The 25,253-nt window shown below is 44.1% G+C and carries 16 protein-coding genes; 7 read left to right on the forward strand and 9 right to left on the reverse strand.

Annotated features, from left to right (window positions below):
- The first annotated feature begins 108 nt into the window (after positions 1-108).
- From VYJ22_RS00320 to xseA, 4 genes are all read left to right on the forward strand, one after another.
- Entirely contained in the window at positions 109-4,941 is a 4,833-nt protein-coding gene (locus VYJ22_RS00320) for a translocation/assembly module TamB domain-containing protein (RefSeq protein ID WP_329904345.1), read from the forward strand.
- 17 nt (positions 4,942-4,958) lie between these two features.
- On the forward strand, positions 4,959-7,397 hold the full coding sequence (gene tamL, locus VYJ22_RS00325; RefSeq protein ID WP_329904346.1) for a translocation and assembly module lipoprotein TamL: 2,439 nt from the start codon (positions 4,959-4,961) through the stop codon (positions 7,395-7,397).
- Between the two features lie 358 nt (positions 7,398-7,755).
- Complete coding sequence (locus VYJ22_RS00330) at positions 7,756-8,217, forward strand: Lrp/AsnC family transcriptional regulator (RefSeq protein WP_329904347.1); 462 nt, start codon at positions 7,756-7,758, stop codon at positions 8,215-8,217.
- A gap of 77 nt (positions 8,218-8,294) precedes the next feature.
- Positions 8,295-9,950, forward strand: coding sequence for an exodeoxyribonuclease VII large subunit (xseA, locus tag VYJ22_RS00335; RefSeq protein WP_329904348.1), 1,656 nt, complete (start codon positions 8,295-8,297; stop codon positions 9,948-9,950).
- 38 nt (positions 9,951-9,988) lie between these two features.
- On the opposite strand, the gene VYJ22_RS00340 is transcribed toward xseA, so the two are convergent.
- The 8 genes from VYJ22_RS00340 to VYJ22_RS00375 form a co-directional block, all read right to left on the reverse strand.
- Positions 9,989-10,891 carry a Ppx/GppA phosphatase family protein gene (locus tag VYJ22_RS00340; protein WP_329904350.1) on the reverse strand — a complete coding sequence of 301 codons (903 nt, stop codon included), beginning with the start codon at positions 10,889-10,891 and terminating at the stop codon, positions 9,989-9,991.
- Between the two features lie 3 nt (positions 10,892-10,894).
- A complete protein-coding gene (locus VYJ22_RS00345) occupies positions 10,895-12,955 on the reverse strand; it encodes an RNA degradosome polyphosphate kinase (protein WP_329904351.1) in 2,061 nt (686 codons plus the stop codon).
- 878 nt (positions 12,956-13,833) lie between these two features.
- Entirely contained in the window at positions 13,834-14,148 is a 315-nt protein-coding gene (gene trxA, locus VYJ22_RS00350) for a thioredoxin (RefSeq protein WP_329904352.1), read from the reverse strand.
- A 41-nt stretch (positions 14,149-14,189) separates the two neighbouring features.
- On the reverse strand, positions 14,190-17,879 hold the full coding sequence (gene dnaE / locus VYJ22_RS00355; RefSeq protein WP_329904353.1) for a DNA polymerase III subunit alpha: 3,690 nt from the start codon (positions 17,877-17,879) through the stop codon (positions 14,190-14,192).
- A gap of 280 nt (positions 17,880-18,159) precedes the next feature.
- Positions 18,160-18,465 carry a DUF4298 domain-containing protein gene (locus VYJ22_RS00360; protein WP_329904355.1) on the reverse strand — a complete coding sequence of 102 codons (306 nt, stop codon included), beginning with the start codon at positions 18,463-18,465 and terminating at the stop codon, positions 18,160-18,162.
- 150 nt (positions 18,466-18,615) lie between these two features.
- A complete protein-coding gene (locus VYJ22_RS00365) occupies positions 18,616-19,173 on the reverse strand; it encodes a 5-formyltetrahydrofolate cyclo-ligase (protein ID WP_329904356.1) in 558 nt (185 codons plus the stop codon).
- Positions 19,174-19,236: 63 nt separating this feature from the next.
- Positions 19,237-20,964 (reverse strand): S41 family peptidase, encoded by a 1,728-nt coding sequence (locus VYJ22_RS00370; RefSeq protein ID WP_329904357.1) that lies wholly within the window; start codon positions 20,962-20,964, stop codon positions 19,237-19,239.
- A 21-nt stretch (positions 20,965-20,985) separates the two neighbouring features.
- Positions 20,986-21,420 carry a dCMP deaminase family protein gene (locus VYJ22_RS00375; RefSeq protein ID WP_329904358.1) on the reverse strand — a complete coding sequence of 145 codons (435 nt, stop codon included), beginning with the start codon at positions 21,418-21,420 and terminating at the stop codon, positions 20,986-20,988.
- Positions 21,421-22,040: 620 nt separating this feature from the next.
- Between VYJ22_RS00375 and VYJ22_RS00380 the strand changes: the two genes are divergently transcribed.
- Positions 22,041-22,214, forward strand: coding sequence for a hypothetical protein (locus VYJ22_RS00380; RefSeq protein WP_329904359.1), 174 nt, complete (start codon positions 22,041-22,043; stop codon positions 22,212-22,214).
- Between the two features lie 594 nt (positions 22,215-22,808).
- Here VYJ22_RS00380 and VYJ22_RS00385 read toward each other — a convergent pair.
- Positions 22,809-23,054: a hypothetical protein gene (locus VYJ22_RS00385; protein ID WP_329904360.1), complete on the reverse strand. Its 246-nt coding sequence runs from the start codon at positions 23,052-23,054 to the stop codon at positions 22,809-22,811.
- A 50-nt stretch (positions 23,055-23,104) separates the two neighbouring features.
- Here VYJ22_RS00385 and VYJ22_RS00390 point away from each other — a divergent pair, with 50 nt between their 5' ends.
- On the forward strand, positions 23,105-24,022 hold the full coding sequence (locus VYJ22_RS00390) for a dihydrodipicolinate synthase family protein (protein ID WP_329904361.1): 918 nt from the start codon (positions 23,105-23,107) through the stop codon (positions 24,020-24,022).
- 31 nt (positions 24,023-24,053) lie between these two features.
- A complete protein-coding gene (locus VYJ22_RS00395) occupies positions 24,054-25,241 on the forward strand; it encodes an AGE family epimerase/isomerase (RefSeq protein ID WP_329904362.1) in 1,188 nt (395 codons plus the stop codon).
- The last annotated feature ends 12 nt before the right edge of the window (positions 25,242-25,253 follow it).

The raw sequence follows: 25,253 nt of genomic DNA on the forward strand, positions 1-25,253 counted from the left end.
GAGTCAATCTATATCTTTTGTCGGTGATACTCACAGAAGATAAGGGATATGATTATATCAATTTATTCTCTTTTCACTACATTTGCATAGAAACACATATATAATCAGATGGCTATACGGAAAAGACTCTGGAAACGAATCATTCTTTCTATCATACTACTCCCCATTGCACTCGTCTTATTGGCGGCATTGCTCCTTTATACCCCACCCGTACAAAAGTGGGCCATTAAATTAGTTGCCGAAAAGGCATCCAAAGCCACGGGAATGGATATCAAGGTAAAAAGCCTGCACCTCTCTTTTCCTCTCAAAATCGTACTGGACGATGTAGTGGTAGTAAAACCTCCGCAAGACACTATGCTGAGAGTGGGAGAACTGCATACTCTGATATCACCCCTGCCGCTGCTCTCCAATGACTACCTTATCCCTGTACTCAAACTCAAAAAGGTTCGCTTCTCCATGAGCGATAGTACGGGCCTGTCTCACACCAAAGTGCTCATCAACTCATTGGATGCATATGAAGTATCGATAAAGCCGGACAAGCACAAAGCGAAACTAGGCAATTGGTACATAGACGATGCCTATGTCTACTACAGTAGCACCGATACGGTGAAAAAGCCGGAGGAAAAGAAAGATACATTACTCTGGAACGTCAGTCTGAACAAACTGGATATAAGCCGCCTGAAAACCAAAATCATCATGCCGTATGACAGTTTGCTTCTGGATATCAATCTCCCTGAAGGCAAACTGCGTGATGTAAAAGCCGATTTGAAAGAAATGCATTTCAAAGCCGGATATTTGGCTCTCAAGAAAGCTTACGGCCTATATGCTCAAGATTCCTTACCTGCCCGCAAGGATTTCTTCGATTATAAGCATATCTATGCAGACGACCTCAATCTGATAGCAGAGAAGATAGATTCTCACGGCTCTGAACTCGATCTTAGAGTAAGGAAAGGGAGTTTCAAAGAACGTAGCGGTCTTGTTCTGGAGTATCTCAAGGGAAGATATCAGATGGATTCGCTACAAATGTCTGTGACCGACATCTCAATGCGCACCTCGAAATCAGAGTTATACGGATCTGCCCAAATGCCTTGGAATATTTTCCGTGGTGATACTACAGCCAAAGCAGACATCGGCGTACAGCTTTCATTGGGGCTTGAAGACTTCAATCGATTTTCCGACAAAAAGCTCATAGCTCTAAGAGAAGTAAAAGGCGAATACGGAGGTCACAGGGAATCCAAAGAGTCTTTACCACCCATTGATCTCACGCTATTTGCAAAAGGATCGCTTACCGAGCTCAACGTAGATCAGCTGTCTATGTTTTGGCTCACTGTAATGGACTTTGATGCCGAAGGTAAGTTTTACAATCTGACCAATGATAAAACTCGAGCAGGAGACTTCAAACTCAGTGCAGGTTTTCAGGAGCAGGCCTCATCATTACTGTCTTTTATTAATAAGGAGACAGCTGCCAAATACCACATTCCGCAAGGGATGACCATCGATGGGGATCTGAAGATCAAGCGGGGCAATTATAACGCTAACCTGCTTGTAAGAGACCGCAACTCTAAGCTCACCCTGAAGGGGTTATTTGCCCAAGGAAGCAAAACATATCAGGCCGATATCCTGGCGCATCAATTCAATCTGCGACGCTTTATGCCCAAAGATTCACTTGGTATCGTAGAGGCCACGATCAAAGCTTCAGGGCAAGGTACAGATATCTTGAGCGAGCGTTCACGTGCAGCTATAAGAGCCAAGGTAGACTATTTCAACCGCGGTAAAATGGTAATCAAAGACCTCACATTGGACGGCTCACTGAAGAAAGGTGTAATGAGTATGGCACTCAACAGCACAAGCTCCAATGCGATGCTCACGGGACAGATAGATGCACTCCTCAATAAAAAGAGGATAGATGGCTCTATGTTTTTCAATGTTGACACCTTGGATTTGTATAGCCTCGGATTTTACGGCACACCGCTCAGTCTTTCTTTGCAGATGAACGGCGAGATCAAAAGCGACCTCAAAGAAACACACCATATCACGGCTGATATCACAGACACAAAGCTACGCCTCAATGGGAAGAATATAGATCCCAAAGCAATCAAACTATTGGTAGATACACGCCCCGATAGTATCAAAGCCAATGTCACAGCCGGAGATTTATATGTAAATATAGGGATTGGTGAAGGAATCAATAAGTTTAAGATCACCGCCAGCAATCTCTCCAAGGAGATCAACAAAAACATTGAATCTATCATCAAGGAACAAGATACCAACGGCAAACTTTCCACACTTGTCAGGATGCTACCTACGGCCTGCCTTGATATAAACATGGGACGTGAAAATGCTTTACGATACTACTTGCAAGAGAAAAGAATTGCCTTCAACCGCTTAGACACACATATCAAAACATCTGCGCAAAGCGGCATCACAGGCTTTGTGGATGTCAAAGGATTTATGCTCGATACCTTGAGAGTCAACTCTGCCCAGTTGCTTCTGGAGACCTACCGCTATGAGAAAACATTGGAAGATGTATCTACCGATCTGGGCAACAACCGCTATAAATCCAAGCTTGCCGAAAATATTACAGGCAACGATAGCTTGGCGTTAGGACTCAATGTTGTGATCAACAAAGAAAAGTATCGCAACCAAAAGCCATTTATAGCTACAATGGAAATGCTGTTTAATCTGCAACAGGCAAAGGCTGGAGTGGCATTATACGATAGTCGCAACCAACTGCAACACAAAGTAGAGGCATTGGGCAGATGGGACAAAGCTAAATACGGACTCAAGATTACAAGTGACACGCTCCTTTTGGCTTATAATAAGTTTAAAGTCAATAGTGAAAACTACATTTATCTTCACAAAAAGGACAAACGCATACAAGCCAATCTGGATCTCACCGGAGCAGATAGCAGCTTGATAAGTTTACACTCTGTAGACAGCGTACCGGGCTACGAAGAATTACATTTGCTGGTACAACGCTTGGAGCTAAGCAGGTTCAAAGACATGCCATTCATGCCAGAGATAAGCGGGACTGTATTTACAGACCTGCGATTCAACCGCAATGGCGGCTCACAGAGCCAGCCGGTAATCACAGGGGATCTTTCTATCAACAAACTCAAATACCAAAACAAAGAATTGGGGCACATCGCTTCGGCTTTGTTCTATGAACCTCGCGACAACAACTCTCATTATATCACAGGTGAAATAAGCTACAATGGTATACCGGCTTTGATGGTCAATGGTATTTACCAACCGCAAAAAGAAGGTTCCGCACTCACCGGCACCATAGTCATGGAGGACTTCCCTCTTGCCATTGCCAATCCTTTTATCGGGAAAGAAATAGGAACGCTGGAAGGTATAGCCAACGGAAAGATCGATCTCGGCGGAGACATAAAAGCACCATTGCTCACGGGTAAATTCAATCTCGCAAATGCATGGGCCAATCTCACTCCCTACGGCACACGACTCAAGCTGGACAGTATACCTATTCGCCTGGAAGAATCAAAGATATTCTTTGACCGATACAAAATCACGTCTTCTGCCGATCTTGACAATCCTTTTGTCCTCAACGGCTCGTTTGTTCTGATGGGAAACAATGCTTTGCAAACCGATCTTACACTCAAAGGCAATAATATAACTATCATCAATACAAAACTACGCCATGCCGACCAGCTGGTCTATGGCAAGCTTGTAGGCTCGACCAACTTCCATGTAACCGGTACGGCACAAGCTCTCAAGGTGAGAGGAGATATGTCTGTACAAGGAGGTACCAATTGCACCTATGTAGTCAAGGGAGGTACACTCAATACCAATGACCGCATGTCGGATGTAGTGACCTTTACCGACTTTGCCGATACGCTTTTCACCAAAGAGCCCATAGACGAAAAGTCATTGGGTGGATTAGATATGGTGGTCAATCTTCATATCGATCCATCGGTGCAGCTCCGTGCAGACTTGTCCAGCGAGTCTGGTGACTTTGTAGAAGTAATAGGAGGCGGTGATTTCAACTTTACTTATCCTCCCTATGGCGAAATGAGCCTTACCGGCAAATATGCCATGGTGGGCGGTGGTAACCTCAAATACACTATGCCTGTAGTAGGGGCAAAGAAGTTTGAGATAGACCCCAAAAGCTATATTTCATGGAACGGCAACCCGATGAATCCTTATATTGATTTCCTTGCAAACCAAAAGGTAAAAGCTAACGTGAGTGAAGGCGGACGAGCGTCTCAGCGTGTCAACTTCGTCGTGAGTGTCAAGGCCAAGGAGACTTTGGAAAAACTGAATGTGACTTTCGACCTCAATGCCCCCGAAAATCTTTCTATACAAAACATCCTGAGCGGGATGAATCCTGAAGAAAGAGGTAAGCAGGCTATAGGGCTCATGGCTACAGGCGTATTCCTTGCTTCCCAAAGTTCAGGACAAGGCTTCAACTTTGACCATACACTATCCAGTGTATTGCAGTCGCAGATCAACAACATGTTTGGTAAAGTACTGCAAGGCACCGACTTCAACCTGGGTATGGAAGTACATGACGGAGCCGATGGCGGGAATGTATACACAGACTACACCTACTCATTCAGCAAGAGATTCTACAATGATCGTCTACGAGCTGTGATAGGAGGTAAGGTACAGTCAGGCAATGTACCCACAGACAGGGAGCAGACTTTTATAGACAACTTCGCCCTGGAGTACCAACTTGATCAAGCAGGATCTCAGTTCCTCAAAATATTCCACCAACGCACCAACGATAACATCCTCGAAGGTGAGCTGACCGAAACAGGTGGTAGCTATATTTTCCGTCGTAAGCTCAATAATATCTTGGACATCTTCAGGAAGAAGAAACCCTCAAAAACTCCGGTTGATTCCATCCCTCAAAATAATAAGGAAGTTCCTGATGAGAAGTATGCCAACCCTCCGGTGATAACTCCCCCTAAAGACTAAGCAACGATACAATGAAGATGAGACGCAAAAACAAACATATCTTACTTACCAGAGTCCTTGCAGCCTTATTTGCAGGAGGCATAGCGGCAGGGTGTTCCGTAACCCAAAACTTGCCCGAAGGACAGCAACTGTATATTGGAGTCAAAAAAATAAAGATTGAAGATGAAGATCGCAGTGCTCATGGACAAAAAGCAATAGCATCAGCGGAGAAGCCACTATTGGTTCCCCCCAACAATGCTTTGTTCGGTAGTGCCAAAATGCGGTCACCTCTCCCCCCCATAGGTTTGCTTATATATAACAAATATGTCAACGACTCCACAAGACTGGGGAAATGGATATTCAAGCGTTTTGGCAGCAAACCCATTTTCATTTCTGATATCAATCCTCCCACACGCTCCATTGTTGCCACCAATATTCTGCATGAATATGGTTACCTCAATGCTGAGATCAGAGACAGTGTGATCACTATGCGTAAGGACTCGTTACAGGCCAAAGTGTCTTATTTCATCAAGATGAATAAGCCCTACACTTATGACTCGATAGAATACCTCCCTCCCATACGCCTTGCCAATGGAGACACGCTCAATCACAAAGAAATATCAGTATTGAAAAAAGGCGGATATTTCATGCTGGATGATATGATCACGGACAGGAAAGAGATTACACATATCTTGCGTGACAACGGATATTACTACTTCCGAGCCAAAGATGTAGCCTTCGAAGCCGACACACTCATTACCCCCAACAAAGTACACCTACGCACGCTATTTGCGCCCAACCTCCCAGCTCAAGCCAAAAAACCGTGGAAGATAGGGAACATCAATGTACAGATATGGAGTGAAAAAGACTTGAAAGAAAACCTCAAGCTCAAAGACTCTACGGTGCTCGACAACAAGATTACAGTCTATCACAACGGCAAGCTTCCCTTCCGCAAAAAAGTATTACAGCACCGCATCAGGCTCAATAGTAATGATTTTTACAGCCAGACCAATCAGGAAAATACCTTGATGTCGCTCACCAATTTGGGTACGCTGGCAGGGACAGAGTTTCTTTTCCGCCCACGTAACCCGAAAGAGATAGAGGAGCGCTCCGAGGATAAAAAAGAAAAGAAGGCAGGGGGAGAAACCAATATAGAGGAAATGAAAGCCGATACTATCCCGGGGATTCTTGACCTCACCATGATTCTTCGCAAAGACCGCCCACTGGATTTATCTTTGGAGGCTCTGTTCAAATTCAAAAGCAACAACTATATCGGCCCCGGAGCCAATGTAGGGATTTCACGTAGCAATGTTTTTGGAGGAGGAGAGGTACTGGCTCTCAATCTATATGGGTCATATGAGTGGCTTACGGGTCAAAGTTCGTCCAACGAAAAATCATTCAATGTCAATAGTTACCAACTGGGGGCAGACCTCGGGCTCACGTTTCCGGCTTTGCTTTTCCCAAAATTCACGGACAAGTACTATCCCTACCCTACATCCACTACCTTTAAGATCAGTGCGTCGACACTCAACAGAGCTCGATTCTTCAGTATGAATTCTTTCGGGCTCAGCATAGCCTATGACTTCAAGCCCAATGGACTGGTCAATCACCGCATTGTACCTCTCAGTCTGGCATACAACAAGCTAGGTCATCAAACAGAAAGATTCAGGGAGCTTATGGCACAAAACCCTGCGCTGATGCTTAGCTTCAGGAGCCAGTTTATCCCGCAGATGGCTTATTATTTTACCTTCGACAATTATCTCAACGGTAATGCTAATCAACACTTATGGCTCAGATGCAGCTTCTCACAAGCAGGTAATCTGCTCAATCTGGGTTATCTCGCAGCCGGTAAGAAATACAATGATACCAAGAAGCTTTTTGGGGTTCCCTTCGCACAGTTCGTAAAAGGTACGGCAGAAGTACGCTACACCCATCGGATGGATCGTAACCAGAGCTTGGCTTTCCGATTTGGCACCGGAGCGATCTACAGCTATGGCAATATGAAGTCAGCCCCGTACAACGAGCTCTTTTATGTAGGGGGAGCCAATAGTATACGTGCATTTACGGTGAGGAGTTTGGGACCGGGTAAATACATCCCCACCGGCAAAAGCCGATATTCTTATATCGACCAAGTGGGGGATTTCAAACTGGAAACGAACATCGAATACCGTATCAAACTTGTGGGTGCGTTGGAAGCAGCTGCCTTCCTCGATGCCGGCAATGTGTGGTTACTGCGCAAGGACGAACAACGTCCCGGTGGAGCTCTCAGCGAAATCAAGGGAGCCAAAGACTTTTTCAAGCAAATAGCTTTGGGTACTGGTGCAGGATTGCGCTATGACCTCAGCTATCTTGTAATCCGCTTTGATGCCGGTATAGGGCTGCATCTTCCTTACGAAACCTCTCGAAAAGGATTTTACAATATCCCCAAATTCAAGGATGGATTGGGACTACACCTTGCCGTGGGATACCCCTTCTGATAATATCCTATAATATGTGGCAAATATATTTGCCACATATTATAGGATGTGAAGGAAACTTTCATCACACTAAACACGCTACGGAAAGCATATGGGGAGAGGACACTATCTCCTCCGAAACGTAGATGGAGAGAGGGCTACGCACTACTATCATGATGCGGGCATGGCATTGTCTTTGCTATGCTCCGCAATCCGTAAGACTCTATACACAGCGCATTCTTCATATAAAAGAAGCATATCGCACAATAAAAATAAATACATGCGAGTCTATCACATATATTGACTTCTCTTACACTATGATATTTTTATCACGTTTATTTGCTATATTTGTCATCAAATAAACCATTATAACACCTATATGGAAAAAATGGACAATCTGGATCTCAAGATCCTCAATATTATCTCAAACAATGCCCGCATTCCTTTCAAAGATGTGGCGGAGCAGTGTGGAGTATCACGTGCAGCCATTCATCAGCACGTTCAGCGCATGATAGAATTGGGCATTATCACAGGCTCAGGTTATCGCATCAACCCCAAAGCGTTGGGGTACAATACCTGCACCTACATAGGAGTAAAGTTGGAGCGGGGCTCTCTCTACAAAGAAGTATTCCCCAAGCTGATGGAAATCCCCGAGATTGTAGAATGCCACTACACCACCGGGCCTTACTCTATGCTGGTAAAGCTATATGCAACAGACAACAATGATTTGATGAGGATACTCAACGGTACTATCCAGGAAATACCGGGTATTACAGGAACCGAGACGCTCATCTCTCTTGATCTGGGATTCTACCGCAATATCTCCATACCCGAGAAATAAGTATCGAGAGAGACACTCGCATTCGTTTGAAATGTATTAATTTTATATTTTTGGAATATAACAATTGATACATGTAGATGCCTACGCCCACATACTCGCTCCTTGAGCTTAACTCTGCCATACGCAAATGTTTGGAAAGCGGCCTCCCCGGTCAATACTGGGTAAGAGCCGAAACCAGTGACGTGAGGGTAAATATGCAAAGCGGGCACTGCTACATGGAATTGCTGGAAAAAGGCAAGTCCGGTAACATCGTAGCCAAAGTGAGAGCGATGGTATGGTCTCATATCTTCAAAACCATAGATCATGAGTTTAAGAAAGTGACCGGAGTCTCCCTGGACTCCGGCATGAGTATTTTGGCACTGGTGAGCATTTCCTTCCATGAGCAGTTCGGGCTCAGCCTTGTCATCAACAATGTAGACCCCGCCTACACCTTAGGCGATGTGGCCAAGCTAAGACAAGAAGTCATACTCAGGCTTCAGAAAAACGGGATTTTCGATCTCAACCGTGAACTACCCCTACCACGACTTATCAGAAAGATAGCTATCATATCCTCTCCCACAGCAGCAGGATATGAGGATTTCATGCGACATCTTACGCTCAATGAGTGGAATCTCAAGATATACACCAAACTTTTTCCCGCCAAGATGCAAGGTGACCAAACGGAAGACTCCGTGTTGAGTGCACTCGATCGCATCGCAGCATATGAGCACATCTTCGACGCTGTGGTGATCATACGCGGAGGGGGAGCAGTGAGTGAGCTCAGGGCTTTTGACAGCTATGCTCTCTGCGAGGCTTGTGCCCAATATCCATTACCTGTCATCTGTGGTATCGGACATGAGCGCGATCAGTCTGTACTCGACCTTGTGGCCAACGTAAGCATGAAAACACCCACGGCCGTGGCGGACTTTCTGATGATGCGCCTGTATGGAGAGCTGGAGAAGTTGGTGTGGAAAACAGAGCGCCTCGCCAATGCTTACCGTTATCTTATGGCAGGCAGATATGAGTGGATAGGAAATATGAGCTATCGCCTACCCCTTGCTACACGAAAGAAACTGCATGATCAGCACCGCCTGCTACAAAACAATCGCAAGAGGCTATCTATGGCCACAACAACAGAGCTATACCGCTACAACAGGCAGGTTTTGGAGTTGAGCCACCGCTTGCCCGCCGCTGCCAGTCGCAAAATATCAGGTGAATTTGCCAGACAGTCTTCGCTGACTAATAAGCTGAGCAAAGGTGCACGCCAACAAATATATCGGTCACAAACAGATATACAAGAGCTTACCTATCGATTACCCGCAGCAGCTACCCGATGTATAAGCACAGAGCGTGGCAGGCAAGATGCAAGCATGCGCAATCTGCGCTACCATGCACGTCGTATGATACGCAATTCTGAGATTTTACTACACAAGTACAACCGTACGCTACCCCATACGGCGCAAAACAGACTCGAGCGATACCGTCGCCGACTCGATGTATCACTGCACAAACTACCCCTACTCATAGGCAAACATACGGAGAAGTTCAGAGTGCAACTCGATCGCAGTGAACAAGCCATACGACTTTCCAATCCCAAAAATATTCTGAAAAAAGGATTTGCCCTCGTTTATGACTCGGAAGGCAGACTTATCCGCTCTGTAGAAAATCTGCATCCCGGCGATAAGCTACGCACCGACCTGCACGACGGCACAGCAATAAGTACAGTACAAGAGCTTACCACCCGCAAGCAGTAAGCTCTCACATAGATTACGAAGATCAGGACTCAGAAGCCTTACTGCTGCTGATGCTTCATATAGATCGTGTCAATAATACCGTCCGCAAGACCTGTAGTAGGTACAATAACCCCATTGGCATGGATACCATTTGCCACGGCAAGGAATATATCTCCTGCAGGTACTATTACATCAGCACGGTCAGGCTTGAGGTTGTACCGGTACATACGCTCTTCTTTGGAGTAACTTTTGAGTTCGTCCGTGATGCGCTGTAGATTTTCCAGCGGTAAGAAGTTTATTTGCCCGGTGTATTGGTCAGGTGCAGCCAGCCTGATGAGTTTGTTGATGTTACCTCCCGTACCAATGATCTTAATATCGTCATATTGACTATTCATTTCCTCAAGACAAGCTTTGAAACTTTCTTTGACCTTAGGCTTTACCATACCGCTCAGGAGGCGCACAGTACCGATATTGAATGAGCGGGAGAATACCTTGTCACCATTGACACTCAGGTTGAGCTCCGTACTACCGCCACCCACATCGACATAGAGGTAGTTGCCTCCGCCGGATGTAATCTTTTCCAGCCTGTCATCAGATACCATCTTGGCTTCCTCGTCACCGTCTATGATCTCTATCTTGATCCCAGTCTTGTTATATATCTCCCTGACCAGCTTGTCGCCATTCTGAGCATCACGCATGGCAGAGGTGGCACAAGCCCTGAAGTCTACCACCTCATATATGGTCATAAGTTCTTTGTAAGCCTTCATGAGGCTGATGAGCTGCTTACTTTTCTTCTTGGATATGCGTCCTTTTACAAAGGAGTCTTCACCCAGCCGCAAAGGCACACGCACCAGTTGCACTTTGCTCATGAGCTGTAACGAATCCTCTTCATTGACACACTTTATCAGAAGCCTCACGGCGTTCGATCCGATATCTATACCGGCATAGTTTACTTTGTTCATAGCTCAATCGTTTAATATCGTTTTGTAATACTCATACAAGTCTTTCTGAGATCGGTATAGAGGTTTGGGGGCGGTGAGGCGCCGAGGCTCTCCCTTGTTGCAGTTTACATAGTGTCCCTGACTTGTATCACGTAGACCGGACTCCACTATTCTTTTCAACTGGCATTTGATATCGCTGTCATAGACGGGTGATATCACTTCTATGCGCCTGTCGAGATTACGATTCATCCAGTCGGCTGATCCTAAGAAATACTTTTCGTTGCCCTCGTTACAGAAGATAAAGATACGGGAATGCTCTAGATAACGATCAATAATGGCATTGATAAATATGTTTTCGCTCACTCCTTTTACACCCGGCACTATGGAGCAGTTACCCCTAAGGCACAGCTCTATCCTCACCCCGGCAGTAGAGGCTTCATAGAGCTTGCGCACCATACTCTCATCTACTATATGGTTTATTTTTATCAGGATGTAAGCATCCTTTCCCTCTTTTTTATTCTTGATTTCTTTATTGATAAGGGCGTAAAACTTGCGCCTCATCTCATTGGGAGAGACCAGCAGTTCTTTGAACTTAAAATTGATAAAAGGTCGCTCTATGTAGTGAAATACTTTGTTTACATCACTCACAATACCCTTGTGATGTGTCATCATCATATAATCTGTGTACACACGAGCCGTACCCTCATGCAGATTACCTGTACCTATACAGGCTATATCGCCATGCTCAGTAGATATATGCACCATCTTGGAGTGTATCTTGAGAGATTCGGGGCCAAACACGACATTCACCCCGGCTTCTTTCATCTTCTTACTCCAGTTGATATTGGATGCTTCGTCGAAGCGTGCCATGAGCTCCACTACTGCAGTGACTCGCTTGCCGTTTTGGGCAGCAGCCATGAGAGCCTTGATAACTTTGGAATTGGGAGCCAACCTATAGAGGCTGATCTTGATGCTGGTTACTTCCTTGCTTATCGCCGCCTCACGCAGCACTCTGAGGAAATGGTCGAAATTCATGTAAGGGAAATGAAATCCGCAGTCTTTCTCGAGAATCCTATGCAACATGCTCTCTGAGTACTGCACCTTGTCCATAAAAAGCGGAGGCTGGGGCTCAAACTTGAGATCACTCCTGCCACAGTCAGGAAATGACATGAGATCTCTGAGATTGTGATAGCGTCCGCCAGCAATGCGCATGTCAGACTTCTCCAGCCCGGCTTTGTTCATCAGCCTTTCCTGTATCCTTTTGGGCATGTTGTGGTCATACACCATACGCACGGCTAGTGCCTGCTTGCGTTTCTTGATGCCCTGTGACACTTTCTCCAGCACACTACTCTGCAAGTCGCCTTCAAACTCCACCTCTGCATCTTTGGTAAACTTGAAGTTGTAAGCTGTAAAGTGATCGAAGTCCATACCGGTGAAGATGTAAGGCAGGCAGAAGCGCATGACATCGTCGATGAACATCAGGTAGCACTCACCTGCTTCGTCCGGCAACCTGATAAATCGCCCAAACTCTTTTACGGGAATCTCAATGATGGCCAGCTCCTTACCCTTGACCTCTTCATGCTTATTGATACGCCCAGCCTCTACAGCGAGGTAGAGCGTTTCCTTGAGATGATAGTCTTTGTTGAAAGTCATGCTTTCTACAAACACGGGATTGGAAGAGCCGTTGAACTGATTCATGTAAAATGAAAGCACTTGCTCCTTCTGATGCTCATTGAGTTGTGTCTCATTGATGATATGTATATGCTCTTTTTCAAGCTCGACAGAGAGATCATCGAACGTTTTTTCAAAAAGACGGGAATAACATGTATTGAGCGAACTGATAGCATGCAAAGTGTGCTCTGCTCTTTTGCGGGTATTGCGGGGGATATTGCCACTGTACTCGGCTATGCGGCGGAGCGATGCTACACGTACCCGGAAAAATTCATCCAGATTATTCGAATAAATACCCAGAAAGTTGAGCCTTTCAAGCAAAGGCACATCAGAGCGGCCTGCTTCAAGCAACAATCTTTTGTTGAAATACATCCAACTCTCGTCTCGTTCGATATAAGGATATTTACTATTCATATGGAATAAAGCTATGTTTTAGAGGTATTATTACAAAGATATATTTTAATTAGAATAATATGCCATAGCCTTTCATATAATAAAACCATATAAAGGAGCCTAATGTTGGGAAAAACGATGATCGTATACCTGTTCGAGTTGATGAAGGAACTATCAGAGGCTAACGGTTACTCCCATTTATAGGAATATGAGCGACTATATCTTCTGATTTGGATTTACACGAAGTGATTGATAAGGAAAATTGATATGAAAATTCATAAAAAGAGAAGCTAATGGACTGAAACCTGATGGCATAATTTTTATGCTCTATCCTTGTTTTGCAAATAGCTATATAAATTATTTTACTATCAAAATAACAGCCTTCGACGCTGAAATCTTGTCGGTATGCTGCACATCGCAACGTGTGACAGTAGAATTACCACAATGTTCTATCTTTATGATAGTGAATTTATTTAAAAAGCAATTGTTTTAATTATGTTTGCCAACATAATCGGTAAAAGGTTATGAGGATAAGCCTATACAGGAGCACCTATATATAGTATAGGGGTGCAAATCGACACACAAATGCGGTAAACACATCTTGTGGCATAGCGGTTAAAGTACTTTAACTAAAACACTAAAACGTTTTAGTTAAAACACAAAAACATTTTAACTGTAATACCACGGTGTTTTAACTAAAGGACAACGGTATTTTAACTAAAACAAAGCGGTGTTTTAGTTAAACCATATAGGTGATACCCTTGAAGAAAAGTGAAAAATAAGGAAAATAAAAATCCTGCCAAAAAGGTTACAAAACCTATTTGGCAGGATACTACTTGCTTGTACAAGAAGACTATATACCTCTCAGAGAGTAATCATAGCCTGTAATGTGTGTTATATTAGAGCAACGCGTCAATCTCTTTCTTGAAAGTATCTTTGTTTTGCGCACCTACGAGTTTCTTTACCACTTCGCCGTTTTTGATAAAGAGCACAGTGGGGATATTACGTACACCAAACTGCATTGGTAGCGTTTGGTTAGCGTCCACATCCACTTTACCAATGATCACTTTGCCTTCATACTCAGTAGCCAATTCTTCGATGATGGGACCTACCATGCGGCATGGACCACACCATGTAGCCCAGAAGTCTACTACCATTGGTTTACCTTCAGCTTTGAGCGCTTCGAAATTCGCGTCTGTTATTTCCTTTGCCATAACTATGTTTATTTAATTGTTTGTATTATGTTTCGTTTATATCAGCTCACCCTGTAGGTAACGCCAAACTCTTCAAATATATTAAAAAAGTCCGGAGTAGGGTTGATGCTTCCTATATTTGTTTTAAGTATAACAGCATTTTCTCCCGAAAGTTCGCTCACAGCAAAAGAGAGTTCGGCATTGCCCGGGTATTCTTTGATTGTAGCTGCTATACTCTCTACAATGTTATCGTCTATACCATCGAGCTCCAGGTCTATAGTTACTTTTTGGATCAAATTGTCCACAACATCAGGCAGTAGTTCGATACTATTGATATTGAGGTCAAGTTCATCGGGGTTCCATTGTCGGGGTTGCACCGTGGCTTTTATAAGAAGAAAGAGATCCTGCTTGCAATAGTTACTATACTTGATATGGTTATTACCAAAGAGAGCAATCTCAAAATTACCGCTGAGATCTTCCAATGTCATGCGGGAGTATGGTGTATTCTTACGGGTAAATCCCTCAAATGTACGGGTGACCATACCTGCAAAAACAAGTTCCCGGTTTACCCCCAAAGCAGCAAGATCAGAAAGCTCCGACATATGGACATTGCAGTAATGATCGAGGATGATACGATACGGCGCCATGGGATTGGCTGATAAGTACAGCCCCACAAGCTCTTTTTCCTTATTGAGCTTATCAAGATCTGTCCAGAGCTGTACATTCTCGCTCGGCATGGGACGGGGTATGGCCATAGCTCCATCGTCGGACCCAAATAGAGAGAATTCCTGCTGATGCTTATCCTCTTGAAAAACACTTCCGTAACGGATCAATGATAGAAGGAAGGAATCCTCAGCACCATTGGCAGAAACCGCAAAATAAGCTTCACGGCAGAACCCGAAGCTATCGAAAGCACCGGAGAGTGCCAGTGACTCCATGGTCTTTCTATTGCAAGACGATAGATTGGTACGCTCCACAAAGTCATAAATATCTTTGTAGACTCCGTTTTCCTCACGTTCCTTAATAATAGATTCCACAGCTCCCTGCCCTACACCTTTAATAGCACTAAGTCCGAAACGGATATCCCCCTGTGCATTTACGGAGAATTTGTAATCCGATTCGTTGACGTCGGGCACAAGTACACGTATCTTCATGTTCTTACACTCGTCCATCAGTTTGGTGATTTCCGTGATGTTGTTGAGGTTGCGACTCAAAGCACCAGCCATGTATTCGGAAGGGTAATTAGCCTTGAGATATGCCGTCTGATAAGCCACCCAACTATAGCATGTGGCATGGCTCTTGTTGAAGGCGTAGCTGGCAAACTTCTCCCAGTCGGCCCACACTTTATTGAGTATTTGCTCCTTATGTCCATTAGCTTTACCACCCTCGAGGAATTTGACTTTCAGGGCATTCATCTTATCGATGAGTTTCTTTCCCATCGCCTTACGGAGTGAGTCTGATTCACCTCGAGTAAAGTTAGCCAACTCACGCGACAGTAACATGACCTGCTCCTGATACACTGTGATACCGTAGGTGTCCTTGAGATAACGCTCCATCTGGGGCAGGTCGTAGGCAATGGGTTCGCGCCCATGCTTACGAGCGATAAATGATGGTATGTACTCCATGGGGCCGGGACGGTACAACGCATTCATAGCAATAAGATCCTCAAATGAAGTGGGCTCCAACTCACGCAGGTACTTCTGCATACCGGCGGACTCAAACTGGAATGTCCCCACCGTGCGCCCTTCACTGTAAAGTTTGTAGGTAGCCGGGTCTTCCAACGATATTTTATCGATATCCAGATCGATACCGTGACGCTTCTTGATGTTGAGTACAGCTTCTTTGATTACTGACAGGGTCTTGAGTCCGAGGAAGTCCATTTTGATCAGTCCGGTCTCTTCAATTACGGACCCTTCATACTGGGTTACCAGCATGTCTTCGCCCGTCTCCTTATCGGGAGCGGTACTGATAGGCACAATATCACTAATATCCGTTTTTCCGATAATGACACCGCAAGCATGCACGCCCGTATTTCTCACATTACCTTCGAGCATCTGAGCATACTTGAGCGTATCTCTCATAACGGGATTGGGGCTCAATGACGCCTGTTTGAGCTCAGGTACATACTCGATGGCTCTACGCAGATTTATCTTCTTGACATCAGGTATTTTGTCCGGTACAAGCTTGGCAAGACGGTTACTTTCGGCAAGTGGTAACTTCTGCACACGTGCCACATCCTTAATGGAACTCTTGGTAGCCATGGTGCCGTAAGTAATGATGTGCGCCACCTTCTCTTTGCCATACTTGTCGGTTACCCATCGGAGTACTTCGGCACGTCCGTCGTCATCGAAGTCGACATCGATATCAGGCATACTGATACGGTCAGGATTGAGGAAACGCTCAAAAAGCAAGTCGTACTTAATAGGGTCAATATCTGTGATGTTGAGGCAATAGGCCACAGCCGATCCTGCAGCGGAACCACGACCGGGTCCCACCGACACCTTCATTTTACGAGCGGCAGCAATGAAATCTTGGACAATAAGGAAATAACCCGGAAATCCCATGCTTTTGATCACACCCAACTCAAAGTCGATACGCTCACGTACTTCTTCCGTGAGGTTTTCTTCGCCATACTTCTTTTTGGCTCCCTCATACGTAAGAAACCGCAAGTAATCATCAGCATCCTGAAACTCCTGCGGAATAGGGAAGTCGGGCATGAGTGCTCCATTGTCAATGCTGTAAAACTCTACTTTGTCGAGTATCTCCAGCGTATTGGTAAGCACCTCAGGCACATCTTCGAAAATCTTATTCATCTCCTCCGTACTCTTGAGCCACTCCTGCTTAGTGTAGCGCATACGGTTAGGATCGTCAAGGTCTTTGCTGGTGCTCAGGCAAATAAGGCGATCATGAGCTTCACCGTCTTCCTCATTCTCAAAATGCACATCATTGGTGGCTATAACCTTTACATCGTGTTTCTTTGCGAGATCAAAGATCACCCTGTTTACTTTTTGTTGCAAAGGATATATACTTTGATTGCCAAGCGGATTATGTGTTTCGTGTCTCTGCACTTCGAGATAGAAATCATCTCCAAAAATGCTCTTGAACCATTCTATTGTTTCAGAAGCCTTGTCAAGTTGCCCAGCCATAATCATTTGGGGGACTTCACCCCCCAAACATGCCGAACTCACAATAATACCTTCATGGTATTTCTCAAGCAATTCCTTGTCAATACGCGGACGATAATAATATCCTTCAGTCCAAGAGTAAGAGACCATCTTGATCAAGTTCTTATACCCTTGTAGGTTCTTGGCAAGCAAGATAATATGCCAACCACTATTATCTATGGCTCTACCCGGTCTGTAAGGATCCTGCACAGAGGCATCTTTATCATGCCGCGTACGCCGGGCACAATAGGCTTCGCAGCCGAGAATAGGCTTGAAGAGTTGGCTTTCGCTCTCCTGTATCTTCTTCTGTAATTTCTGTACTCGATCGGCTTCCTCGCTATTGAGCTCCTGCTTATTCATCAGAGATTCTATCTCTTTTTTACAATCTTTGATGGTAGCTTTTACTCCGCTGTTTTTCTTGTTTACATAGTTGTAAAACTCTTTGATCCCAAACATGGCTCCATGGTCCGTGAGAGCTATTCCCGGCATACCGTCGGCTATAGCTTTGTCTACGAGACCGGAGACAGAAGCCTGACCATCGAGTAGCGAATATTGAGAGTGTACATGTAAGTGAACAAAAGGATGCATAATATGTGTATTGTATTTATAGATAGTTTATTAAGATGACTACAGTGTGTACATTACAGACCGTGTCATGATCTGTTATACCCCAAGACACAATACAAATATAGACAAAAACAATAGCTTCTTTCGGCATACCTCGAGGCTAATATCTTATTTAAATTCCTTTTATTCTTTTTAACAAGATCGGTGCTAATATTATGCAATTACCCCGAAAGTCCGGAATAACCGAAACCTTCGGGGTAGTGCTAGATAGGTAATAAATGTGAGCTTATCGTAATTATTGCTACTGTAATTTACTTACGATCTTCTTAAGGATTTTTATCTTTTTCTCATAAATATCTTGCATAGCATTGTAAATATGATCCTGAGAAAGCACGGTATAGTTTCCTGACGATTCAAAATTATTGTAGTCATCGATCCATTCATTATAATAATAATCCGTCATCTCCGCTAAATGCTCATCTATAATCTTGATAGTTCTGTTGACTTCGGCGAGGTATTTCACATGGTGTTCCAGCGTTTTGAGCAGTTCCTGTTTACCCGCAATTACCTCTTCTCGTTCTTTTGAATTGTAATTTGTTTTCTCCATAATTTTATCTTTCTAAAAATATAAATTTTGGTAATTATACACAGCGGCTGTTTATGGCTTCGTCTATATGAATCCTAATATATGGTTTTTCATCCGAATATACATCATACCCGGGTGCTATTAAAGAAGGCGGATATTGATTATGATGCTTTAGAAGGCGTAATAGACTATATGCATCTTCTTGTCCCACGGATCCACCGGCAAAGATGCTATTTTTTGCAGCCCAAATGTAACACCTATGCGATATGCATCCGTAAGGGCAAGATAACGGTCGTAATAACCTTTACCACGCCCCAGTCTGTAGCCGTAACTATCATAAGCAAGTGCAGGAACCACTATCAGATCCAGACTCATGGGATCCACAGTTTCAGATATTCCCGCCGTAGGCTCCTGTATACCGAAGGAAGATGACCGAGAGAGCATATCCACACCCTCAAACGGATAAAAGTTGATGCATTCCGGTCCCTCTACTCGAGGCAGAAAAAACTTTTTGTCCGAATGCATATTGAGAAGAATGTGATCAAGCGAGGGCTCATCATGCAACGCTGCATACAGCCCCACACTTTGAGCCCGGGCAAAATGAGGATCGGCCAGCAACTGCTCACAAATATTACGAGCTCCACGGCTCCTCATATCATCCGTAAGCACTTCTCGGCTCAAAGTCCTAAGATTTTTCCTCAGCACATGTTTAGGTGTAGTAATCTCCATAGCACAGTTATTGAAAGTATAGGCAGGGCTATACCCCCACCACTGTGAGGGTATATTCCGCTCTTATAAAGCTTGGTTGGCGTACTTGTTGCGAGGCATCAATGTTTTAGGTGTAAAGCACGATACAGTCTGGTTCCATACAGAAGACTCATAGCGGTCACGCTTCAGTGAAGTAACACCCTCAATCGGCTTCTTCTTACCGGGGTTAGTATCGTTATTTTTGATCGCTTCCACTGCCAAGTCTACTGCTCGGTCATTGGTGTTGAGTATGCGATAAAGCCCCTCCCTGTCAAAGAAGTACTCCGTAATGAGTGCACATAGATTCTTAAATATGAGTTTCTGAGAGCGCTCAAAGAGCATGGTGCGCATCTCCACGCCATTGTCATTGGCATAACGAGCAAATTGACGAGCAATATCTTGATGACTAAGGTGTTGTACAAGCTCCTCTATAGTCTTGAACTCACTCAGGCGGGCTCTGTTTCTATCGGAGTAAAGGAATGTAAATTTCTGAAATACCCCTGACTCCATAAGTCGCAAATAATAAGAGGTGATTCCTACACTGTCACGTGGCACAAAGGTATCCGGCGTAATCCCACCACCACTGTACACTGTGCGTCCGCCATCGGTGAAGTATTTGACCGTATCAGCAATCTGGATACTATCGGCGGAATAAAACTCTCCGTGCAAGAACCTATTCTGTATATCTTCTTCATAACCAAGCTCGTCATTCTTGCCATATTTCTTTTGTATGCATCTGCCCGACGGTGTATAGTAACGAGCCACGGTAAGGCGTATCACAGAGCTATCTGGCAATAAGTACGGGCGTTGCACCAGCCCCTTACCGAAGGTACGGCGTCCTATGATGCGTGCACGGTCATGATCCTGCATGGCTCCCGCAAATATCTCACTGGAACTTGCCGAGAACTCGTCCACCAATATGGTCAGAGGAACATCTTTTAGCAGTCCGTCACGTTCGGTACGGATATCTTCACGAGGGAATGACTTACCCTCAGCATACAGCACCAGCTTATTTTTGGGTAAGAATTCACTACTCAAAGCCACAGCAGACTCCAGATAACCTCCACTGTTTTGCCGCAAATCCAGAATAATACCTTTGAGCTTATTGCGATTCTCGGCATATGCCGTAAGTACCTCAGCATGTGTTTTACGTCCCCACCCGGTAAGTTTGAGGTAGAGTATGTCATTATTGATTTTGTACTCCGCATCAATACTATTGACAGGGACATCATCGCGCACCACATTCACCTTGATATTGGATCCATTGCGTAGCACATCCAATTTCACCACAGAGTTGTGAGGCCCTTTGAGGCTCTTGAGTATACTATCCTGCGTTACCCCTTTGCCATAGAGTTTCTTATTGTCGGCTTGGAGGATGCGATCTCCGGGTTTGATACCCGCACGCTCAGATGGCCCCCCGGGAATTACTTTGACTACGACAACGGTATCGGTGATGGTATTGAACTGTACCCCGATACCACTGAAAGATCCGTCCAGCCTTTCCGACTCTGCCTGATTGATCTCCTTACTCAAATAAGCCGAATGGGGATCAAGCCCTTTGAGCATAAGCGGAATAGTCTCGCTCTGGAGTTGCTCCACATCTACGGTGTCTACATAGTGCTTATCAATCAGTCGCACTACCTGATCCAGCAGGCTGGATCCATTGAAGATCCTGTTCCTGTTTATAAAATAAAATCCAACGTACCCCGCAGCAAACATAACCACTGAGATCACTACGATACCCAGGATGTTGCGCATACCGGCTTTTTTCATTGAAATATGCCTCCTCGTTATTTAATCATTAAGTGATATATAATCCACTTTGATACCCGCCCGCTTCAGCAACTCGCTTCCGTCGGTGAGCCTGTATTCTTCGCAATAAACTACACGTTTTATTTTACTCTGAATAATCAGCTTGGCGCACTCTATACATGGTGCGGCCGTAATGTATATAGTAGCACCTGTGCTGTCATTGGTAGAACCCGCCACCTTGGTGATGGCATTGGCCTCTGCATGCAACACATAGGGTTTAGTCACTCCGTTATCGTCTTCGCATATATTTTCAAAGCCGGAGGGAGTACCATTGAATCCATCGGAGATAATCATGTTTTCCTTTACGATAAGGGCTCCTACTTTGCGACGTACACAGTAAGAATTTTCCGCCCAAATCTCCGCCATCCGCAAATATCTTTTGTCTAATGCAAGCTGTTTTTCTGCGCTTTCTGTCATTGAAGTTGGCTTTTAATATAAAGTGTGTGGTGAATCAAATGCAATTATCATCCAAAACACTTGCAAATGTACTATAATTAATTTTATAGTTTACACCCTCTTAACGCCTTATAACAGCTTTAGGATATAAAAATACTAACTTGTAACTACTATGTAGGCAAAGTAATCATATTTGGAGTCTTTCAGAACAACAAATTTCGCCCGTTGTAAGAGCTACATCTCATTGACAATATGTCAAAACACATCTCCATTTCATCAGGAAGAAAAGCTCACAAAACTAACAAGGCACAAGTAAACTAAATAAATTATAGAAGTGTAAAATAAACCTGAAATTTATCTTGTCTTAGTTAAAATAAAGAGCTTATTTGTACAAAGTCTAAATAAGAATAGCTCCACACCCACCTGTAATTGGGTCTAAACAGACGGTTAATAAAACAGGGATCCATTTCGAGCCCACAAAACCAATAATCATAAAATCCAAGTGCCACATATTATATTTTATTATCATGATGCTTAGGTTGGACGGATTAGCCGGATATGTTCGAAATCCTATTAGGATGATTCTACCGTCCGTGCATAATAAGTCAACCGACCTTATATGACAAACCGATCGACTGTCTATGATAGATCAGTCGGCTTTGTACATGAAACAGCCAACCTACTATCATAGGTTGGAGCAGGTGGCACATGAATTTGAAGTTTGGAGAAAAAGAGTTGAGGGTGGTTTTGAAAGGAAATGCAATTCCAAGCACAAGCTAAGGATTAGCGATCTTGGAAGAGCAGGGGTATGTTAAATATGACAACAGGGCTCGAGAATTAGAAGCTATGATACATCGGCTGTATTCGGGGTAGAATAAGCTGAGACTGTTGCAAAAGTCAACAGTCTCGTGGATTTTGGAGGCAAAGCCGACTAAAGACACTTTGACCGGGCAGAGAAGGTAAAGTGCAAGGCGTTAAGAGTGAGTGCACAGGGAGTTTACTTCAGGTAAATGACCAAGTGCGAATCTCGCAAGCAACGAAGCAATTTGCCTGCTATGCAACGGTCTCAAGCTGTGATTTGTATAGGCTCGTAATGTACCATAGTTTATAGTCGTCATATCTACATATTAATATTAATCAACACAATTTAGGATAAGCATCAATCCATACAATAACAAAGGTACAACATCAAGCACCCCTTTGTCAAGACCTCATAAAAAGCTAAAAGAGCTAAGACATGGGTAGATGGGAAAAATTGAGATAATATGACAAAATGATAATGACTGATTCGTTTTGATATGACAACTCGCATCGGGGTGTCAATCCGGGGAGCTCTTTCAGTCTACTTTTATATACACCTTGGCGACTTTCACTCATAAGACCAATTGGCCACGTAAAAACACTTATAATTATATACCAATGAGAAAGTTAAATTCAAGGACAAAAACAAGGTTTGTTAAAATTAGTAAATGGGGCAAGGAGTGCAACATATAATCAATCCAGGAGGCAGAAAACCCACATGTTATTTTAATTATTTTATATACAGGGGATATATAATCAATATTTTTACTCCATTTTCTCGATTTAGGCGCTTTTACAATTTCTTTGCTATTTTCTTTCGGATGTCCGATTTCTTTTTTTCTATCTTTGAACATATCTCAATTCTTTGATTTTAGCATATCTAATATTTAAAATAATTAATAATATGGAAAAGATAGATGGCCTGCTTGTAGCACCCTTTACGCCGTTTACACAAAATGGCGAGGTGAATTATGAGCCGATAGAGAAGTATGCCCAAATGCTTCATAAAAACGGACTTAGAGGAGTATTCATCAATGGATCGTCAGGCGAAGGCTACATGCTCAGTGACGAAGAGCGTATGAAACTTGCAGAGAAGTGGGTAAAGGCAGCTCCCAAGGAATTTAAGATCATCGTGCATGTAGGTAGCACCTGCGTACGCTCGAGCCACAAACTTGCCCGGCACGCCCAAGAGATAGGGGCTTGGGGCATAGGAGCAATGGCATCACCTTTCCCCAAAGTGGCACGTATAGAGGAGCTGGTAAAATACTGTGAGGAAATAGCTTGCGGTGCTCCCGAACTACCTTTTTACTACTATCATATCCCGGTTTTCAACGGTGCATATCTGCCCATGCTTGATTTCCTACAAGCGGTAGACGGGCGTATCCCCAATTTCGCCGGCATCAAATATACCTTTGAGAGTCTCTACGAGTACAACCAATGCAAGCTTTACAAAAACGGCAAGTTCGATATGCTTCATGGTCAGGACGAGACATTGTTGGCAGCGTTGGCAGCATGCGATACCAAGGGAGGCATCAGCGGTACCGCCAACTACTGCGGCAATGTATTGGTAGGGGTGATAGATGCATGGAAAGAAGGTGATTTGGCAAAAGCTCGTGAGCTGCAAAATTTCAATCAGGAAGTCATCAATGTCATCTGCCACTATAGAGGTAACATCGTAGGAGGTAAACGTATCATGAAATTAATGGGATTGGATTTAGGTCCCAACCGTACGCCTTTCCGTAATATGACAGATGAAGAGGAAACACTGATGAAAGCTGAGCTCGAGGCTATTAATTTCTTCAACCGTGGCAATAAATTCTAAACACACACCTGGCGCGCACTAACAAATAATTATGAATAATATACAAAACTATCTCTCCTACTGGAGAGATAGGTATAAAGAAGATCTTACGACGGACATCCTACCCTTTTGGATGCGTCACGGACTCGACCGCAAACACGGCGGTATATATACTTGCATTGACCGCAACGGTGACCTGCTCGACACCACTAAGAGTGTGTGGTTTCAGGGTAGATTTGCTTTTGTAGCAGCCTTTGCTTATAATCATATTGAAAAGAATCCTGAGTGGCTGGAAGCATCACGCACCACTCTCGAATTCATCGAAAAACATTGTTTCGATACCGATGGGCGCATGTTCTTCGAAGTAGAAGAAGACGGCACTCCTCTACGCAAACGCAGGTACGTGTTTTCGGAAACCTTTGCAACCATAGCCATGAGCGAATACGCTATTGCCTCCGGAGATAAGTCATACGCAGAAAAAGCCTTGAGGCTATTCAAGGATATTCAGCATTTTATTACTACTCCCGGCATATTGGAACCCAAATACACCGACAATCTCAAAGCTCAAGGGCACTCGATTGTAATGATCCTGATCAATACGGCAGCCCGTGTGAGAGCAGCTATCAATGATCCCGCACTTGACAAACAGATTGATGAATCTATAGCGACCCTTAAGAAGTACTTCATCCATCCCGAATTTGAAGCTCTGCTGGAGATGGTAGGTCCTGAAGGTGAATTTATCGATACCATCAATGGCAGACTTATCAATCCGGGGCACTGTATTGAAACTGCTTGGTTTATCCTCGAAGAAGCCAAACACAGGAATAATGATCCGGAACTAACAGCTTTGGGGGTAAAGATACTTGATTGGTCATGGAAGTGGGGTTGGGACGAAGTTTACGGCGGGATAATCAATTTCCGGGACTGTAAAGGGCTCCCCTCACAAGACTACGCACACGACATGAAATTCTGGTGGCCGCAAACAGAAGCGATTATAGCCACATTATATGCCTACCAGGCTACTCATGATGAAAAATATTTGGAGATGCATCGCCGTATCAGCGACTGGACATACGCTCATTTTCCCGACTATGAATTCGGAGAATGGGTGGGATATCTACATCGTGACGGATCGGTATCTCAACCTGCCAAGGGGAATATTTTTAAAGGGCCCTTCCACATACCGCGCATGATGATCAAAAGCTTCATGCTATGTGATGAACTCTTAAGGTCAATCTAATTAATACTCAAA

The organism is Porphyromonas pogonae (genome assembly GCF_036320655.1).
GTDB classification, from domain to species: domain Bacteria; phylum Bacteroidota; class Bacteroidia; order Bacteroidales; family Porphyromonadaceae; genus Porphyromonas; species Porphyromonas pogonae.

What these genes read in the sequence shown, in the direction of transcription:
- VYJ22_RS00340 (WP_329904350.1), bottom strand. Translation starts at nt 10,891, where the DNA reads ATGAACAAAGTAAACTATGCCGGTATAGATATCGGATCGAACGCCGTG.
- VYJ22_RS00390 (WP_329904361.1), top strand. Translation starts at nt 23,105, where the DNA reads ATGGAAAAGATAGATGGCCTGCTTGTAGCACCCTTTACGCCGTTTACA.
- tamL (WP_329904346.1), top strand. Translation starts at nt 4,959, where the DNA reads ATGAGACGCAAAAACAAACATATCTTACTTACCAGAGTCCTTGCAGCC.
- xseA (WP_329904348.1), top strand. Translation starts at nt 8,295, where the DNA reads ATGCCTACGCCCACATACTCGCTCCTTGAGCTTAACTCTGCCATACGC.
- VYJ22_RS00320 (WP_329904345.1), top strand. Translation starts at nt 109, where the DNA reads ATGGCTATACGGAAAAGACTCTGGAAACGAATCATTCTTTCTATCATA.
- dnaE (WP_329904353.1), bottom strand. Translation starts at nt 17,879, where the DNA reads ATGCATCCTTTTGTTCACTTACATGTACACTCTCAATATTCGCTACTC.
- VYJ22_RS00395 (WP_329904362.1), top strand. Translation starts at nt 24,054, where the DNA reads ATGAATAATATACAAAACTATCTCTCCTACTGGAGAGATAGGTATAAA.
- VYJ22_RS00375 (WP_329904358.1), bottom strand. Translation starts at nt 21,420, where the DNA reads ATGACAGAAAGCGCAGAAAAACAGCTTGCATTAGACAAAAGATATTTG.
- VYJ22_RS00380 (WP_329904359.1), top strand. Translation starts at nt 22,041, where the DNA reads ATGATAGATCAGTCGGCTTTGTACATGAAACAGCCAACCTACTATCAT.
- VYJ22_RS00360 (WP_329904355.1), bottom strand. Translation starts at nt 18,465, where the DNA reads ATGGAGAAAACAAATTACAATTCAAAAGAACGAGAAGAGGTAATTGCG.
- VYJ22_RS00365 (WP_329904356.1), bottom strand. Translation starts at nt 19,173, where the DNA reads ATGGAGATTACTACACCTAAACATGTGCTGAGGAAAAATCTTAGGACT.
- VYJ22_RS00345 (WP_329904351.1), bottom strand. Translation starts at nt 12,955, where the DNA reads ATGAATAGTAAATATCCTTATATCGAACGAGACGAGAGTTGGATGTAT.
- VYJ22_RS00385 (WP_329904360.1), bottom strand. Translation starts at nt 23,054, where the DNA reads ATGTTCAAAGATAGAAAAAAAGAAATCGGACATCCGAAAGAAAATAGC.
- VYJ22_RS00370 (WP_329904357.1), bottom strand. Translation starts at nt 20,964, where the DNA reads ATGAAAAAAGCCGGTATGCGCAACATCCTGGGTATCGTAGTGATCTCA.
- trxA (WP_329904352.1), bottom strand. Translation starts at nt 14,148, where the DNA reads ATGGCAAAGGAAATAACAGACGCGAATTTCGAAGCGCTCAAAGCTGAA.
- VYJ22_RS00330 (WP_329904347.1), top strand. Translation starts at nt 7,756, where the DNA reads ATGGAAAAAATGGACAATCTGGATCTCAAGATCCTCAATATTATCTCA.